This window comes from Pseudoduganella sp. R-32, assembly GCF_049913245.1.
Classification (GTDB): domain Bacteria; phylum Pseudomonadota; class Gammaproteobacteria; order Burkholderiales; family Burkholderiaceae_D; genus Rugamonas.
On sequence record NZ_CP183987.1, the window covers coordinates 52,523 to 68,070 of the forward strand.

General features: G+C 58.0%; 17 protein-coding genes. 9 read left to right on the forward strand and 8 right to left on the reverse strand.

Features of this window, described 5'->3' with window-relative positions; genetic code table 11:
* The first annotated feature begins 27 nt into the window (after positions 1-27).
* From ACN9MU_RS00220 to ACN9MU_RS00245, 6 genes are all read left to right on the forward strand, one after another.
* Positions 28-687 carry a TetR/AcrR family transcriptional regulator gene (locus ACN9MU_RS00220; RefSeq protein WP_426319764.1) on the forward strand — a complete coding sequence of 220 codons (660 nt, stop codon included), beginning with the start codon at positions 28-30 and terminating at the stop codon, positions 685-687.
* Between the two features lie 94 nt (positions 688-781).
* On the forward strand, positions 782-1,054 hold the full coding sequence (locus tag ACN9MU_RS00225; RefSeq protein ID WP_426319766.1) for a type II toxin-antitoxin system Phd/YefM family antitoxin: 273 nt from the start codon (positions 782-784) through the stop codon (positions 1,052-1,054).
* Entirely contained in the window at positions 1,051-1,374 is a 324-nt protein-coding gene (locus ACN9MU_RS00230; protein WP_426319768.1) for a type II toxin-antitoxin system RelE/ParE family toxin, read from the forward strand. Before ACN9MU_RS00225 ends, ACN9MU_RS00230 begins: the two co-directional genes overlap by 4 nt.
* A gap of 142 nt (positions 1,375-1,516) precedes the next feature.
* Positions 1,517-1,852, forward strand: a complete 336-nt coding sequence (locus ACN9MU_RS00235) for a c-type cytochrome (protein ID WP_426319770.1) — start codon at positions 1,517-1,519, stop codon at positions 1,850-1,852.
* Entirely contained in the window at positions 1,849-3,216 is a 1,368-nt protein-coding gene (locus ACN9MU_RS00240; RefSeq protein ID WP_426319772.1) for a D-arabinono-1,4-lactone oxidase, read from the forward strand. Before ACN9MU_RS00235 ends, ACN9MU_RS00240 begins: the two co-directional genes overlap by 4 nt.
* 8 nt (positions 3,217-3,224) lie before the next feature.
* Entirely contained in the window at positions 3,225-4,502 is a 1,278-nt protein-coding gene (locus ACN9MU_RS00245) for an alanine racemase (RefSeq protein ID WP_426343955.1), read from the forward strand.
* An 11-nt stretch (positions 4,503-4,513) separates the two neighbouring features.
* On the opposite strand, the gene ACN9MU_RS00250 is transcribed toward ACN9MU_RS00245, so the two are convergent.
* From ACN9MU_RS00250 to ACN9MU_RS00270, 5 genes are read right to left on the reverse strand one after another with little or no spacing between them, the layout of a single operon-like run.
* On the reverse strand, positions 4,514-4,771 hold the full coding sequence (locus ACN9MU_RS00250; RefSeq protein WP_426343956.1) for a PAAR domain-containing protein: 258 nt from the start codon (positions 4,769-4,771) through the stop codon (positions 4,514-4,516).
* A 15-nt stretch (positions 4,772-4,786) separates the two neighbouring features.
* A complete protein-coding gene (locus tag ACN9MU_RS00255; protein WP_426343957.1) occupies positions 4,787-6,493 on the reverse strand; it encodes a T6SS phospholipase effector Tle1-like catalytic domain-containing protein in 1,707 nt (568 codons plus the stop codon).
* A complete protein-coding gene (locus ACN9MU_RS00260) occupies positions 6,490-7,095 on the reverse strand; it encodes a DUF3304 domain-containing protein (protein WP_426343958.1) in 606 nt (201 codons plus the stop codon). Before ACN9MU_RS00260 ends, ACN9MU_RS00255 begins: the two co-directional genes overlap by 4 nt.
* Complete coding sequence (locus ACN9MU_RS00265) at positions 7,092-7,910, reverse strand: DUF4123 domain-containing protein (RefSeq protein ID WP_426343959.1); 819 nt, start codon at positions 7,908-7,910, stop codon at positions 7,092-7,094. Before ACN9MU_RS00265 ends, ACN9MU_RS00260 begins: the two co-directional genes overlap by 4 nt.
* The gene (locus ACN9MU_RS00270) at positions 7,907-10,525 is read right to left on the reverse strand and encodes a type VI secretion system Vgr family protein (RefSeq protein WP_426343960.1); all 2,619 of its coding nucleotides are present in this window, start codon (positions 10,523-10,525) and stop codon (positions 7,907-7,909) included. Before ACN9MU_RS00270 ends, ACN9MU_RS00265 begins: the two co-directional genes overlap by 4 nt.
* Before the next feature lie 62 nt (positions 10,526-10,587).
* Here ACN9MU_RS00270 and ACN9MU_RS00275 point away from each other — a divergent pair, with 62 nt between their 5' ends.
* The gene (locus ACN9MU_RS00275; RefSeq protein ID WP_426344913.1) at positions 10,588-10,794 is read left to right on the forward strand and encodes a Wadjet anti-phage system protein JetD domain-containing protein; all 207 of its coding nucleotides are present in this window, start codon (positions 10,588-10,590) and stop codon (positions 10,792-10,794) included.
* A 13-nt stretch (positions 10,795-10,807) separates the two neighbouring features.
* Here the strand turns inward: ACN9MU_RS00275 and ACN9MU_RS00280 are convergent, their stop codons facing one another.
* A complete protein-coding gene (locus ACN9MU_RS00280) occupies positions 10,808-12,157 on the reverse strand; it encodes a HipA domain-containing protein (protein WP_426343961.1) in 1,350 nt (449 codons plus the stop codon).
* Entirely contained in the window at positions 12,154-12,456 is a 303-nt protein-coding gene (locus ACN9MU_RS00285) for a helix-turn-helix domain-containing protein (protein WP_426336683.1), read from the reverse strand. Before ACN9MU_RS00285 ends, ACN9MU_RS00280 begins: the two co-directional genes overlap by 4 nt.
* 232 nt (positions 12,457-12,688) lie before the next feature.
* On the opposite strand from ACN9MU_RS00285, the gene ACN9MU_RS00290 reads away from it, so the two are divergent.
* Positions 12,689-14,698, forward strand: coding sequence for a neutral/alkaline ceramidase (locus ACN9MU_RS00290; protein WP_426343962.1), 2,010 nt, complete (start codon positions 12,689-12,691; stop codon positions 14,696-14,698).
* A 24-nt stretch (positions 14,699-14,722) separates the two neighbouring features.
* Here the strand turns inward: ACN9MU_RS00290 and ACN9MU_RS00295 are convergent, their stop codons facing one another.
* Positions 14,723-15,028, reverse strand: a complete 306-nt coding sequence (locus ACN9MU_RS00295) for a hypothetical protein (protein WP_426336685.1) — start codon at positions 15,026-15,028, stop codon at positions 14,723-14,725.
* Positions 15,029-15,175: 147 nt separating this feature from the next.
* Here ACN9MU_RS00295 and ACN9MU_RS00300 point away from each other — a divergent pair, with 147 nt between their 5' ends.
* Positions 15,176-15,433 carry a hypothetical protein gene (locus tag ACN9MU_RS00300; protein WP_426166392.1) on the forward strand — a complete coding sequence of 86 codons (258 nt, stop codon included), beginning with the start codon at positions 15,176-15,178 and terminating at the stop codon, positions 15,431-15,433.
* Positions 15,434-15,548: the final 115 nt, after the last annotated feature.

Genomic DNA, 15,548 nt, shown 5'->3' on the forward strand with positions numbered 1-15,548 from the left:
CGCGTAGAGCGAACTTGAGAAAACCGAATGAACAAGTCCAACAGCGTAGAGCTTCGAAAGCTGCGTGAATCCGAGCAGCGCCGCAAAGACATCATCAAGGCCGTGCGTGCCTTGATCAAGGCGGGCGGTGCGCGCGAGATTACGCTCCGCAAGGTAGCGGAGAAGGCCGGCTTTTCGACGACCGTGGTCTACAACCTATTCCAGAACAAGGCTACGCTGATCACCCAGGCGATGGACAGCGACCTGCTCGACCTGGTCAAGGCCATGCGCAACGCCGTGGATGCAAAGCTGCCGCACCTCGAAAACATCCGCCGCGTAGGCCGAGCCTACGTGACCTTTGGCATGCGCCACCCCGACCAGTACGCGCTGGTCTTCATGGAGCGCAGGCCGCACGCACCGATTGAGAGCTCCCGTGTCGAACACGGCAACCAGGCGCAGGACCCGTATGCGTTCGCTTGTCAGCTCTTTGTCGACCTGGCTGGCACTGGGCAGATTCCACTGGACCAGGCGGAAGCGATCGCCCAGATCTTCTGGGAAGGCCTGCACGGCATGGTGTCATTGCGCCTGGTATTCGGGGAGAACGAACCGTGGTTCGAGCATGACGAATTCAATCGGCACCTGGATGCATTGATTGACGTGCTGTTGGCCGGTATCCTGCATCGCTTCGCCCCTACCGCCTTGAGGTGATGCTGATGAGTGAAAGCCTCACAGTTGGGGTTTCATCTGCTGGACACTGGACTAAAAAAAGACCAAAATTGGTTCATAGGATCCAGGACTCCACATGAAATACTCAGCCCAAGTCAAACCAATCAGCTACCTGAAGAGTAACGCTGCAGAGGTTATCAAAGAACTCACCGAGTCGCGCGAGCCCATGTTGATCACCCAGAATGGCGAAGCCAAGCTCGTCGTCATGGATGTGCGTTCATACGAAGAGCACCAGGAAACCCTTGCCATGCTTAAGCTACTTTCCATAGGCAAGAAAGAGGCGCTCAGTGGCGAATATCGCGACGCGGAGGATGTGTTCGCCGATTTCGATAAGAAAGATGGCGAGTGAAAGTTGTCCTGCTCGCTGGCGCCGAGCAAGATTTGATTGAGCTACGAAATTATGTAATCAAGAATTTCGGCAAACTAGCTTGGGTTTCGACATACCAACAGATTAAGTCCGCGATTCGTTCATTGCGCGACTTTCCCACGAGCGGTGCCATTCCTGACGAAATCGCAGAGCTTCAGCTTGGGCAATTCCGCCAGGCTATTGCAGGCATGAACCGCATAATCTATGAAATCGTCGGGAACGTGGTCTTCGTCCACATCATTTGCGACACTAGGCGCCAACTGCGATCGATCCTTACCAGGCGGCTTCTGCGCGCGAAATAACGTTCGAAAAACTCGTTGTAGCATTTTCGACAATGCATCCGTGCCCCCAGGACAAAAACATTGTTTTTTTCGAAGTTCATCGTTATTCTCGCTTGACGTTGTCCCACTTGAAGAAGGGGAGTCGATGCGGGCGTTGTTGCGAATGGCGATTCTGGCAGGCCTGTGCGCCTGTTCTGCTGCCAAACAGGAGCCGGCTGCGGCCGACCTGCAATGGGCTGATACGGCGCGGCCGGGAGAGTTGCGGCTGGCCGAGCGCTACGAGCGTTCGTGCATGATGTGCCATGCGCGAAACGGCAGCGGGGCGCCGCTGGCGGGCTTCGCGCCGCACTGGAAGCCGCGTCTCGACAAGGGCATCGACCAGCTGGTGCGGCATGCAAGCGATGGCTTCAACGCCATGCCGGCCATGGGCCAATGCAACGACTGCAGCGCCGATGACCTGCGGGCTCTCACCCTCTTCATGGCAAGGAGCGGATCATGAGGCAGCGTCGCCTGTTCCTGAAGGCCGGCGCCATGGCGGCGGCGGCGGGTTTGCTAACGGGTCGTGCGCACGCAGCGCCGATGCAACCCCGTCCCTTCCGTTGGAAGAACTGGTCGGAAGTGCAGCAATGCCAGGCGCAATCGCTTGCCACGCCGGCCGACGAGCAGGCACTCGCAGACCTATTGCGCAATGCTGGCGGCACGGTGCGCTGTGTAGGCGCGGGCCACTCCTTCACTCCCCTGGTGCCTACCAACGGCACGATTATTTCGCTGGAGCGCATGTCCGGCGTGCTGTCGCACGACAAGGCGGCCATGACTGCCACGCTGCGCGCAGGCACCCGCCTGGCTGCGATCTCGCGCGAGCTCGATGGCGTTGGGATGGCCTTGCGCAACCTGCCGGATATCGACATGCAGTCGCTGGCAGGCGCCATCAGCACCGGCACGCACGGCACGGGGGCGAACCTGCAAGCCATGCATGCGGACGTGATGGCGCTGCGCCTGGTCACGCCGCAAGGCGAGATCGTGGAGTGGGACCAGGAGCGCCATCCCGAGCAAATGGCGGCGGCGCGCGTTTCCCTCGGCAGCTTGGGTGTCATCACGCAGGCGACCGTGCGGGTTGTGCCATCCTTCAGCCTGCACCGCAAGGTGTGGCTGCGACCTGTGGGTGACATGCTGGAGCAGGCCGGCGAGCTGGCGCGCAAGCATCGGCATTTCGAGTTCTACTACCTTCCCTTCACCGGCTTTGCAGCGGGCATTGCGCATGACGAGTACCAGGGCGGCGATGTGCTGGTGCCGCATTCGCAGGATGAGGAGATGTTGAGCGACCTGCGCAAGCTGCGCGACTGGCTGGGCAGGTTCCCCGACCTGCGGCGCTGGGCGGCAGGCAAATTGATCGATCCGGACCTGACCGAGGAGGCGAAGAACCGCTCGTGGAAGCTTCTCTCCACGGTACGGCCAACGCGTTTCAACGAAACGGAATACCACGTGCCGCGCGAGGCGGGCATCGCCTGCGTGCGCGAAATCATCGCTGCGCTGGAAAAGCGCAATGAAGTGTTCTTCCCGATGGAGTTCCGCTTCATCAAAGGTGACGATGCTTGGCTCAGTCCCTTCCACAAGCGTGACAGCTGCTCCATTGCCGTGCATGCGGCGCATGGGGAGGCTTACGATTACCTGGTGACCGAGCTGGGCCCGATCTTCCGCAAGCATGGCGGCAGGCCGCACTGGGGCAAGCTGCACAACCTCACGGCAAAGGAGCTGGCGGCGCTTTATCCGCGCTGGAACGACTTCCTGGCGCTACGGCAGAAGATGGACCCGCAGGGCCGCATGCTCAATCCGCATTTGCGTTCGATGTTTGGGGTGGCGTGATGGTGGCGTTGAAACGACGTGCTGTGATGACGGCCATCGGCGCAGGACTGGTGGGCGCTGCTGCGCTGGCGGTCCGCCCGCGTGACAAGGGTGCGCCGCATGCGGAATACTTTGCGCGCGCTTCCAGGGCCTTACGTGCGGCAGGTATTGCCACGCCTACCATGGTGATCGACCGCGACCGCCTTCTGGCTAATGCGCGCCAGGTAATGCGCAATGTGGATGGGCGCCTGCCGTTGCGCTTGGTGGCCAAGTCCCTTCCCTGCCTGCCCTTGCTGGATCTACTGATGCAAACCATGCAGACGCGCCGGCTGATGGTGTTCAACCTGCCTTACCTGCAGCAGCTTGCGGCGCAGCGCGGGGACGTGGACCTGTTGCTCGGCAAGCCTCTCCCTGTTGCTGCGGCAGCGGAGTTCTATCGGAGCTTCCAGGGTGGGCAATTCAATCCGGAGCGGCAGTTGCAGTGGCTGGTGGATACGCCGCAACGCCTGGCACAGTATCGCGACCTGGCAAAGGCGCAGCAGCTGGATATGCGCGTCAGTCTGGAGATCGATGTGGGCTTGCATCGTGGCGGCGTGGATAGCGCGCAGATGCTGCAGCAGATGCTGGCGATCTTGCGTGAGGAGCCTCGCCTTAAATGGGCGGGGATGATGGGATATGACGCGCACGTTGCCAAGCTTCCATTAGCGAGCTTGCGCGAGAAGGCGCTGGCAGAAGCCAAAACCATTTACCGTGAGTACGCCGGGATTGCCACGCAGGGCATGCGCACCCAGGGCGAGGCAGATGCGCTGGTGTTCAATGCGGGCGGTTCACCGACCTACCGGCTGCATGACGGCAGCGGGGCTGCAAACGAAATTGCGCTGGGCTCCGCGCTCGTCAAGCCGAGCGACTTCGATACCGACTTGCTGCGGGATTTGTCTCCAGCTGCTTTCATCGCTACGCCGGTGCTGAAGGCCGATAGACGCTTCCAGATGCCGATTGGCGTTGAGGTGCTGGGCGATGCGGCGCGCGCATGGGACGTGAACCAGGAGCACGTCTACTTCGTCTATGGGGGCAACTGGATGGCGGAACCGGTGTCGCCGGCGGGGCTGGCGGCTAGCGGCCTGTATGGAAATTCGTCCAATCAGCAGGCCTTGCTGGGATCGGGGGCGCAGCAATTGCAGGTCGACGACTACGTGTTCTTCCGGCCGCGGCAGAGCGAGGCAGTGCTGCAGCAGTTCGGCGACATCGCTGTTATGGAAGATGGGAACATTTCGAAACGCTGGCCGGTTATGGAAGCCATGCCTTGAATGGATTGGAATCAAATTGAGGAAATCAGCTTCGCGCCGCAAGCGGCCTGATCACCTTCATAGGCGACAGCTTTACCCTTATGCTTGCGCTCCGAGCTGCCTACTTTAACCGGAAACATGCCACGACATTTTGGGCACATTGTCATGTGCCCTTCGCACGCAATTGGTTTTCCAAGGACCTTGAAAGTTGGATCAGCCATGATGATCTTCCCGCCATGTGAGGTTGTGTCCCCAAGCCGAATAACACCTTTCCCTTTCGAGTTCTTCATTTGGCCCCTCGCTCGCTATGCGATTTGCTGGACTTTAGTATTGTCATCGCCCAACTCGGCATTCAACGGCTTATCGGAGCCTTGGAAGCCCTTTCTGTAGCGCCAATAGCCAGTTGGTTCTTTCAAGTCTGCGCAGAATCCTGCGTATGAGTCGTGAACGTAATGGTCGAAGAAGTCAGCGAACCCATTGGCTGGGATACCAAAATCAATAGCTTGCTTCAACACTACTCCGGCTTCATCTTCAAGTTCATCCGAAATGGCCACCGGCGTCACGAAATCCAGGACTGGGGGCCCAGACTTATAGATCATATCTTTTACCGCAGAAACGCGCGTCGATTTCCCAGCTTTCGATAGTAGGCGTTCAGCATCTGCAATCAGCTTGCGATTTGCCCATAGCAGCAAATGCTGGTCCTTCTTTGCACGCCGAACATGGCCAACTTCACTATAGCTTTCTCGAATATGCCAGCGCCAGGCAAGATAAATCCTTGCCCAATCTGCGAGAGTTCGTTTATCTGTTCCGTTGATGGCTAAGAAGGAGTTAAATGCGGCCTTAAGGTCCTTCGACATCGCAAACGGATCATAGTAAGAACGCTTGTCCTTGGCCGACTCCTTGCTAAGTGGGACGCCGGCCGCAAGCGCATAGTCATACAAATGGTTAAGCGGAATCTGGGATAGCTTCGTCGAATCGGCCAGCGGTGTTGCAATACCTGCGGCTATTCCAAGCTCACCTGGAGAATATCCACCGCCGACGTCGCTATGAGAACCGGGATACGCCAATTCAAGAAAATTTGGCGAACCCACCCCTCCCTTGAAGATTGAGTCGACCGGAAAATTCTTGCGAAACTCATGCATCGCAACAAAATGCACGCAATTCAGCGCTTGCGACGGGATGCGTAGCGATTCGGGACGAGCCCATCCACTGTGGCCACCAGTTGACTTTTTCAAGGCGTTAGAAACCATCTCGACCAGGCCTGCAGACGCGACCGTATCGAGTAGCCCCATGAATCGGATCGTCAATGGAACGCCGGCAAATTTTCCGCTAACAAGCGTCTCGCAAAGCCAAGTTGCATATGCCCTTGCCTCCGCAGCTCCGCGAGAAAAACCAAAGATGTCGATGACGATACTTTTCACGCGCACGGCTGAACTTCGCGACTTCTTCCCAAGGTCTGCAGTCTCTCTATGAAAATACGCTTGTCGCCGCCTACCAAGATCATCGCCAAGTTCCTGCAAGCCGCATGCCAGCCCCATACCTAACAGGGTCCGCTCCTTCGCCTTGGACGTCACCAGGCTGTATTGACAGAGAATGTTCAGCTGTTCCTTGGTAAATGCTGGCTTTTGCGGGTCGATGAAATGGCGAACAAACTCTAGCGTCTTCAGCAACGCATACAAGACCCGTGCCTCGCATCCGATGCCAAATGCAGTCCCGCGCCATCCCTCCGCTTCCGCGCCAATCTCAGGGAAAGTTGTGCCGACACCAGGCACGTATAGTCGCGAGATTCCTTCTTCTGGCCGCCTAGGGTAGGCTTTCCATAGTCGAGCGATGTTAGAGTCACCTAATGCAGCCTTGTCGCGTTCATAGTTATTGTCGGTACCGTCGAAGAACAGGCCAAATTGAAGTGCGACCTCGCAGTCAGGTGATTTAACGCTTTCAGCCCTGAACTCATTCATCCTGTCTAAAAATGGTTCCGGTTCTGCAGGCGCAAACAGATTCGTCTCGATCATGGCCATCTTCTCCTCCGCTCTCTCCATCTTTCGCGTTCTTCGAGAATCTCGGCCTCTTCTTTGGCTGTGAAGGCCTCGCTGACTTTTTGGCCGACTATTGCCTTCGCTTCGGCCTTCAATATGCTTCCCTCTAGGTCCGTCTTGTCACGGAAATCGCGAACTCCCGGCGCAACCCTTACCCTCCCGCCATTGAAAAAGTGAACAAAGACATCATCGGCTTCTTCATAACGCTCGACCGGAACCTTTGCACGATAGATTCCAACGAGTTTCACTTTTTCCCAGTCAAAGTGCTCCTTATCTTCTATTGGAGACTCCGTCCAATCACTGACAACCCAACGGACATCGACCTCCATTCCTGGCCGCCATTGCTTCGGTAGCCACAAACAGCACATCCCCATATCTGCATACCCATCAAAGCCGGAATTTCCATAAGCAAGCCGATCAACGTAAAACTCATCAATCCGGTGATTTGGCGGGAAGTAATGTGCGGCGGCGATCGATACCCAGACCTTGTCCTCATCTCGTGTCCCCCAATAGATCAAAGCGCCACTAATCACGACTACCGACAAAAGCGGCCATCGGTATTCGGCGATGAACTTCATGACCATCTTCCATTTTGCGCAGCGGTCGCACGCTCAATAGATCTCCGCACGAGTACCGGGTCGTCTTGGGATAGGATTTGCTTCAAAGTGGGTAGTTCTAATAGGCTCCCCTTTGTGTCGAATACCGATCGCGCAAATATCAGGAGAGTCGCCGAATCTATCTGTCTGGACTCTCGCCATACTTTCAGAACCTTCTCGGCGAGTTCAAACTCCAATTGCGGACTCGCCGCCCAACGGTGATCATTCCGCATTGCGCGCAGATTAGACAAGAGCTGGTCTGGCTCATGTGAGTTTTCCAGAGCGGCGATTTGGTGTGCAGAGAACATCAGTGGAGCCTCCACTGGTTTAACGTCTTTTGGGCCAGGCAGCGCAGTAAGTTGCCCTTCTCGCGAGTGAGCCGTCCAACGACGAATTGGCTGATGGACTGCGGCCCATTGCTCGGGACTCATGACTTCTTGGATCCAGCGGATGGCAATACCATCTGCAATACGTAATGTGAGCTCTCCTCTCGCTTCGCTTACGACGTAGCTGAATTGGCGAAGATGGTCCGCAAGATCGATGGCAGATAGCTTGGTATCTATGAATGAAACGTGAACTCCCATTCGTAAAAAGTTCGACATCGCCATTACTGCATCAATCCTGTTCCTCAGGTAGGCAGCTTCAATGTCGACAATGAATGGACTAACGTCCCACGCTTGTCGCTCGTAGATCGAGACCATCCAACTGGGACGACGCTTACTCTTCGTCCAAGGTTTGCACTCTGCATCCACCATTAAGGATGCATCCATAAGAGCATATGTCGAATAGTCGTTCATTTTGATGGCGCGAATGGGCTATGGCTTTGAGCGGCAATTGCCAGACATGGAACACAGACCTTGTGAACTTGTTTATCCCCCGGAAACTGCAGGACTTTCCCTTTCCCCGGAAAAGTTTGATGATCGCCGGCGTACATGTGATGGCTGCCGCTCGTGTAGCCCTTTATTCCACCCGATGTCAGCTCAATTTCTGATCCACCGCCATTTATTCGGATACCGTTCTTCGCGCTGATAGTTATCCAGTCTGAGGTACTGATAATTTCGACGACCTTCTTCGCAAGAATTTCCATTTGCTCTGATTGCGCCTGAATAGAAACCTTACCGCCCGCCGAAATAGCCTTGAGCGCCCCTTCATTCGCAAACAGGCTGATGTCTTCGGCCGACCGAATCGCTGTGCTTTCTCCTGCGGAGAGCGAAATATTCGTGGCCGTACCAAAATCGATATCTTGGGCAGCTGCTACCGAAAAACCTGCATGACTGCCATTAACAATGCCCTTGGTCGCAGCGAGAACGACCATCGAAGCAGGTTGATCCGCCCCAAACGTCCTTAGATCGTCGAGTGCTTTTTCCAACTGCTCCACCGACAGACGGTCCCCTTCACTTTCCCTTGCGCGTTCTTTCAGCTCTTTTGCCAGATTAACGATGCCCTCAAGGAGTGAGGTCATTCTCGTCACATCCATCTGCCGTCCTTCAGTTGCGCTGGACCGCTCTGTAGTGACGATGACTCCTGCCTCGCCGCGTACAGCAATGCTTTTATCGCTACGTAGTTCAACTCCTTCTCCTCGCGGATCTGCACAGCCATCCATGCGAGGCGCTGTTAGGAACCCCAAGTTCAGTTGAGAGGTCCCGTGGTCGCTCGCCAGTTGCGCACTAATCTCCCTCGTCGTATCGTCAAAGCGCAATCGATTGGCTCCGCTGCCGCGAATCTCACGGCTTCTGATCCCAGAAATGTACCGATTACCCGGCAACTCACCTGCCTGGCTCAACGCTGGTGGTTTTGCGATCTCGTTGTAGGCCTGGCCGACGACTACCGGCCTGTCTGGGTCGCCACCGAGAAATGCCACCAGCACCTCACTGCCTACACGCGGCAAATGCAAGCTTCCGCACTGGTTTAAGTTTCCGGGCCCATTCCCAGCCCAGGCACTGGCGACGCGCACCCAGGCCGAGTCGACATCGCTGTCGGCGGCACCTGCACCCTGCGCATGTTCATGATCGGAGGGCCGCGTGCTGCGAAATCGAATCTTCACGCGGCCCAGTTCATCGCAGTAGACTTCCTCGTTCTCCGGGCCTACAACGATGGCGCTCTGCATCGGGACATTTGGAACCTCGGCTCGCGGGTCGTATGCCGGCACGATTGGAATACCCCGGCGTACTGCGGTGAAGGCGACCTTCATGCGCGTACTGGACTGGGACGGATCAAAATGCGCCAGCGCATCGCCCGCAATCCAACGGTTGCGCGAGAAAACGCGCTGAACCCTTTCCGCGATGCCTTTGGAAAGGTTGCTTGAAATCGTAAGCTGCACCGAGGTGAGAACAAAGTCGCGTTCACCGCCAGGGTGGCCGTCGATCTCCGGGTGGCCTTCAAGCGCGAAGTATTCGCCCGCACACATGTCGCGCACACTGCCTTCGCCGTGAAAACACTTTGAATCCAGGTCATGGCGGCTCATTGCCAACTCGCCTAGCCGGCACAAGTCATCGTAATCGTCGCCTGCGTGGGGCGATAGCACTTGGTAATCATCCAGGCTCGCTGCCATTTCGTTGCCTGACTCGCCCTGGTCGGCGCCGCTTCGGGCAGTGGCAAGCATGAGGTCCGAAGTACGAGGATTCTTGTAGTTCCAGCTGAAACGGGTCACGCTGGCAGGTTGAAGCGTGCGGACTGCACACCAGGAATTGATGGTGTCCCGTTCTTCGGTGGCGGCATCGCGGTGATAGCGCACGACGCCTGCGGCGTTCGGCAATAAGCTATCCGGGTGATTGAACAGCACCATCGTATGCGATGGCCAGTTGCCTTGATCTGCACGGAAGTACCACGCAATGCCGCGGCGCTTGAGCAGCCGCCGGATGAATGCAGCGTCTGATTCGTTGTATTGCATGGTGAATTCGCGCTGCGGATAGACCTGGTGCGCGAACAAGTCGTCCATCTCGTAGTGGAAGCAGGTCGCGATGACGGGATTCGTCTGTATCCATTCATCCAGGATCAGCGTGACGATCTCCACCTCGTTCTTGTTGCGGAACACGCGGGTGTTGGTGCGCTTCTCCATGATGGAGAGCGCATCGCGCAGCACCAGTTGATAGCTGGCCAGTCCGCCGTCGCTGTCTCCGGCGCGCGCCTCGGTGACAATGCCGCAGATGGTGCGCAAATCTCCGCAGTCAGTGACGATGTCGATCGCTACCGGCAGTGCGATCAGTTCTTTCAGCGGGATGAAGGCGTCAAGCGAGACGCACAGGATGCGGTATTCAACGCTGCCGCAGATTGCTTCGGCGCCCTGCACCATCTGCGGCAGCAGCACATCTTCCAGCATCTGGGTCGGATGGGCCAGTCGCAGGCGCAGCGGTCGATTGTCCGTGATCAGGTCCTTGTCTTGCTGGAAGAAGCTGAGCAGGGCATTGTCCACGGCAGGCTCCAATCGTCTGGTTGACGCGAGAGCCCAGTTTGCGCGTGTAAATTTTGTCGACGTTGATCTTCAGCAAATCGTGCGCGAGTTACCAGCGACACGATACGCACTTGGAACAGTCCTGGGCGGAAGACTTGTCGCTCTTGCAGCCGGCGGAACGCATTGTGTACCAGGGTTTGCGCGCGCACCGCTGGGGACACTGCGTTAGGCTGGAGCAGGAACGCAACTCATGGGAGGTGGTCCTGCATGCATTGAGCACCAGTTGCTGATCACAACTTTGTTTCAGAGCAGGTTTGGCGGGATGCGGCTTGCCTCTCTGGAGATTGCTTCCAGCCGGTGAGCCTGTGATAGGGCAAACTCCACAATCTTGTTCACCAGTTCTCGTTCCTCCGGCAAGTATGGCTGGCTATTTGCCACGTCTGCGGCATGCTGCCACACTCCATCCCGCAGGCGGCGACACTCACGCACCAGCAATTGCCGATCGATTCCGCAGCGCTGGGCAAAGTCGGCCAGCGAGAACGCCTTGATCTGATCAAGGTTGAATTCATCGCCAAATGCCATGGCCAGGTCGTGAGAAAACTGAGGATATTGCACGACACTTACCAGGTCATACCAGGGCGCAGCTTGCAGGCCTGACCTGTTCACGAAGAAGGAGAAGTTCTTGCCGTGAGCGTCGCTATTCCCGATCACGAGCTGGAACAGCGCCCAGCGCAGCATCGCCAGCCGGTCGGCAGCCTTGCGGGTTGCGTGCGCAAGCAGGCCGAATAGCCTCGGCAGGCTGACACCGTCACGGTACAGCGCCGCCTCGCCTACGCTGCCGATATTGCGTTCGTATTTGTATGCGGCCGGCAAGTCGCTGGCCTGGCAGGCATCGATGATGTGCTTGCGCTCCACCCATGCGCCACTTGTATCGTTATGCGTTGTGCGGTCAAAGCGTGCGATCGCAAGGACGGGCCGCGGCGTGCGGAGGATGCTTACTATGGCTGCCGGCAGACCAAGGCGCTTTGCCAACGTCATGCAAAAATGTTCGTTGGCGACCATATGGGGCAGGCGAGCGTCGACCGGCTCCGGTTTAAGAATGTGGGTAGAGGCCAATGGGAAGTCGGGCAGGAACATTGGCGCTTCGCTTGGCTCGCCGTTTGCATAGACCAGCAATTTGTCCTGGTAGCCAGCTACAGACATGCGGACCTTGCCATCCCATTCAGCGAGGGGACGTGATTCGCGTTCACCAATACGCTCGTCCAGTTCCGCAAGGGTGATCTCGCGCGGACGGATTCTCGCGGGCTCTGTACTACCATCCTCGCCGTGTGGCAAGAATCGGAATGCGCCCGTGGTTTCAGTGCCCAGTGCGCGAATCAGGCCATAGACGTTACTCTTTGCGACGCCTTGTGCCGATGCCACGATGTCCAGCGCCCGCCCCTCAGGCAGCAGGTTTTCGATGAAGCGGCGTATCGGGGCTGAACTGCATTCTGTGTTAAGCGGAATGGCCGGCGAGAGTGCAAACGCCTGGAGGTCTTCCCTCCATTCATCCGTATAACGCAAAGACCAGGCTTCGTTCAGCGGCTCGTAGCCAATATCCGCCACATGACGCTTGTGCAGCCATAGGCTTAGCTGGTGAGTTGGCTGTTTCATGCCGCTTCGTTACCGGCAAGCCTGTCTTGGGGCAGGCGTTGAAGTAGTTCGTGATCCTTCGGCGCGATAACCAAGGCAAGGCCAAGACCGTCCAGCACCGCCAGGAGCTTGTCGGTGCGAATACCCCCGGCGCCGTTTTCTAGGCGCGACAGCAGATCCACAGAGACGCCGTTCAGCGCGGCGGCATCGTCAATGCGTAATCCTTGCTGTTTGCGGTGGGCTCGTACCTGGCGGCCAACGTCGGCCAATTCTCGTATGACCTGCACGGCCGGCAGTGCTGGAAAGGTGGCTTGATTCATATTTCGGAATTTCAGAAAGTCGGACGACGATAACCAGTATATTCCAGCTATTTCTGATTTGCCGAAATTTCTTTAACATACACCCTTCCCCAGCACTAGTTTCTGTTATTCCGAAACTCCAAGCTTCGTACTTGCTACTGTCGCGTTTTGACCAAGATCATCGGCAAAAAGAAAAACGCTGTTATTCTCCAAGTTCGTCGTTTTTCAAACAGCAGCGGCAAAGGGGACGGTCATGACGAAATATTTTCGGTTCGTGCGCCTGGTTTCTCTGTTGGGCGCAAGCGTGGTTTGCAGCACGGCATTTGCAGATCCTTACCTGGTCGGGCGCGGCATGTCCGACATCACGGGCGAGGCGGCCGAAGTGGGCATGATGGGCTATGGCTCAACCTCGCAGGTGACGGCCGGCATCCACATGCGGCAGCGGGCGCGGGCTTTCATCGTGGTGGACCAGGCCAGCGGCAAGCGCATGGTCTTCGTCAACAATGACCTGGGCATGGTGTTCCAGGGCGTGCAGCAGGCGGTCTTGCGGCAGTTGCAGGCGAAGCATGGCAGCCTGTATTCGGCGGAGAACGTGATCCTGTCGGCGACGCATACGCACGGCGGGCCTGGCGGCTTTTCGCACTACGCGCTGTACAACTTCACTACCTACGGTTTCAACCAGCGTACCTTCGATGCGATTGTCGGCGGCATTGTAGCGGCCATCGACAAGGCGCATCGCGACCTGAAGCCGGGCAGCATCGCGATCGGCAAGGGCGAGTTGACGGATGCGAGCAATAACCGTTCGAACCCGGCCTACCTGCGCAATCCGCAGGCGGAGCGCGAGCGCTGGGGGCGCAATATCGATCCGGAGATGACGGTGCTGCGCTTCAGGCAGGGCGGCAACGATGTGGGCGTGATCAGCTGGTTCGCCACGCATGGCGTGTCGATGACGCCGCAGAACCGCTTGATCACGCCGGATAACAAGGGTTATGCGGAATGGCGCTGGGAGCACGACATGAAGGGCGTGCGCTATAACTCGGATGGCGATTTCGTGGCGGCCTTTGCGCAGTCGAATGCGGGCGACATGACGCCGAACCTGAACCTGGACGGCACAGGGCCTACGGCGAATGAGCTGGATAACACGCGCATCATCGGCGAGCGGCAGTTGCAGAAGGCGCTGGCCATCTATAACGGCGCGCTGGAGCCGCTGGCGGGGCCGGTGGATTACCGGCAGCGCTATATCGACTTTTCCCGCGTCACCGTACAGGCGCGCTTCGCGGATGGCGTGGTGCGCAGCACCTGTCCGGCAGCCATTGGCAGCGCTTTCGCGGCGGGTACCGAAGACGGGCGCGGGCTGGATGGCTTCAATGAGGGCGATCTGACGGGCAACCCGTTCTTCCAGGCGCTGGGCGGCATCATCGCGCCGGCGCCGCAGTGGGTGCGCGATTGCCAGGGCGTGAAGCCGGTGCTGCTGTCGACGGGCACGCAGGCGCCCTTCCCCTGGTCGCCGGAGGTGCTGCCGATTTCCATCGTGCGGATCGGGCAGTTGGCGATTGTTGCGGCGCCGGGGGAGTTCACCATCATGTCCGGGCGGCGCGTGCGCGAGACCGTCAAGGCGGCGTTGGGCGATAGCGTGAAGCACGTGGTCTTTGCCGGGTATGCGAATGCCTATTCCGGCTATGTGACCACGCCGGAGGAGTACGACGCACAGCATTACGAGGGCGCCTCGACGCACTTCGGCAAGTGGACGCTGGGGGCTTACCAGCAAAGCTTCCATGAGCTGGCGACGGCGATGCGGCAAGGGACTGCGGCTGGCGCCAGCGCGGCGGTGCGGGATTTGAGCGGCAACCAGATGTCGTTCCAGACTGGTGTGGTGCTGGATAACACGCCGATCTTCAAGAGCTTTGGCGATGTGGTGCAGCAGGCCAATGCGAGCTATTCACGCGGCCAGCGTGTGGAGGTTTCGTTCTGGACGGGGCATCCAAAGAATAACCTGCGCCTGAACGGCAGCTTCCTGGAAGTACAGCGCTGGGACGGCTCGGCGTGGCGTACCGTGGCGGTGGATGGCGACTGGAACACCAGCTATCGCTGGGTGCGGATCGATCCGGTGTGGGGTACTTCGCAGGCGGTCATTGGCTGGACGATTCCGGCCGATGCGGAGACCGGGCAATACCGCATACGGCACAATGGGGACTACAAGAACGGCTGGAACGGCGCCGTGTATGGGCTGAGCGGGACCAGCAGGACTTTCGTGGTGAACTGAGGTTCCGCCGGCCGGGCCGCCGCTCTAGGCGAAAGAGTGGGTCGTTGCGGCGGCATACAGCAAGCCATACACGGCGAACAGCGCCGGCGCCAGCCAGAACTGGTGGGCGAGCGACCTGCTCCTGAAGAACAGCGCGCCGCCAACGGCGCCAAACAGGAGCAGGTACGGCGCCAACGCCATCGTCCCAAAGATCACTTCATACCCGACCGCGTCCCTCGCGAGAAGGAACAGGATGAAGATGATTGCCGAGTACACGACCGTGATGAGTCCAATGATGCCGGCAGTGATAGGGTGGCGGCGGATTACTGCTTCTTCCTGCATTGAGTCCATGCTTCGGTCGTCGTGTAATTATCAAAACGGAAACGATAGCAGAGTTGATTTTTTCCGGCCACACGTTTGGCTTGATCGTCGTTCTCACAGTTCGCACCTGCCAGCGCTGCCTACAATCGGGTTCACGTGCGATTTGAGGAGCCTACGATGGAATTCCGGGTCTTTGATGACAATTCAGGAGCATTCGTCTTTACCGCGCCGGGTTCGCATGAAACGTCCGACAAGTTCGACCGGCTGGTGGAGGCTTTCGAAGATGGGCAGATACAACAAAAGCGCGTGACAACGATCTGCGAGAGCATTCGTTATCCGGTCATGCATTTCTGGGCAAATGAGCAGCCGCCGCTGGCCAAGCTGTACCTCGGCTCGCGCCAGGATGATGGCATGCCTGGAGCAGCGATCCATTGACGTGAGCCTGCCGCCGCCCGATGCGCAGGTTGCGCATTATCGAGAACTTGTGGCCGCGATTGACGCCGCGCTTTCCGGCGACATTGTGCAGCGCAGGCCTCATGGCGAGGGCTAC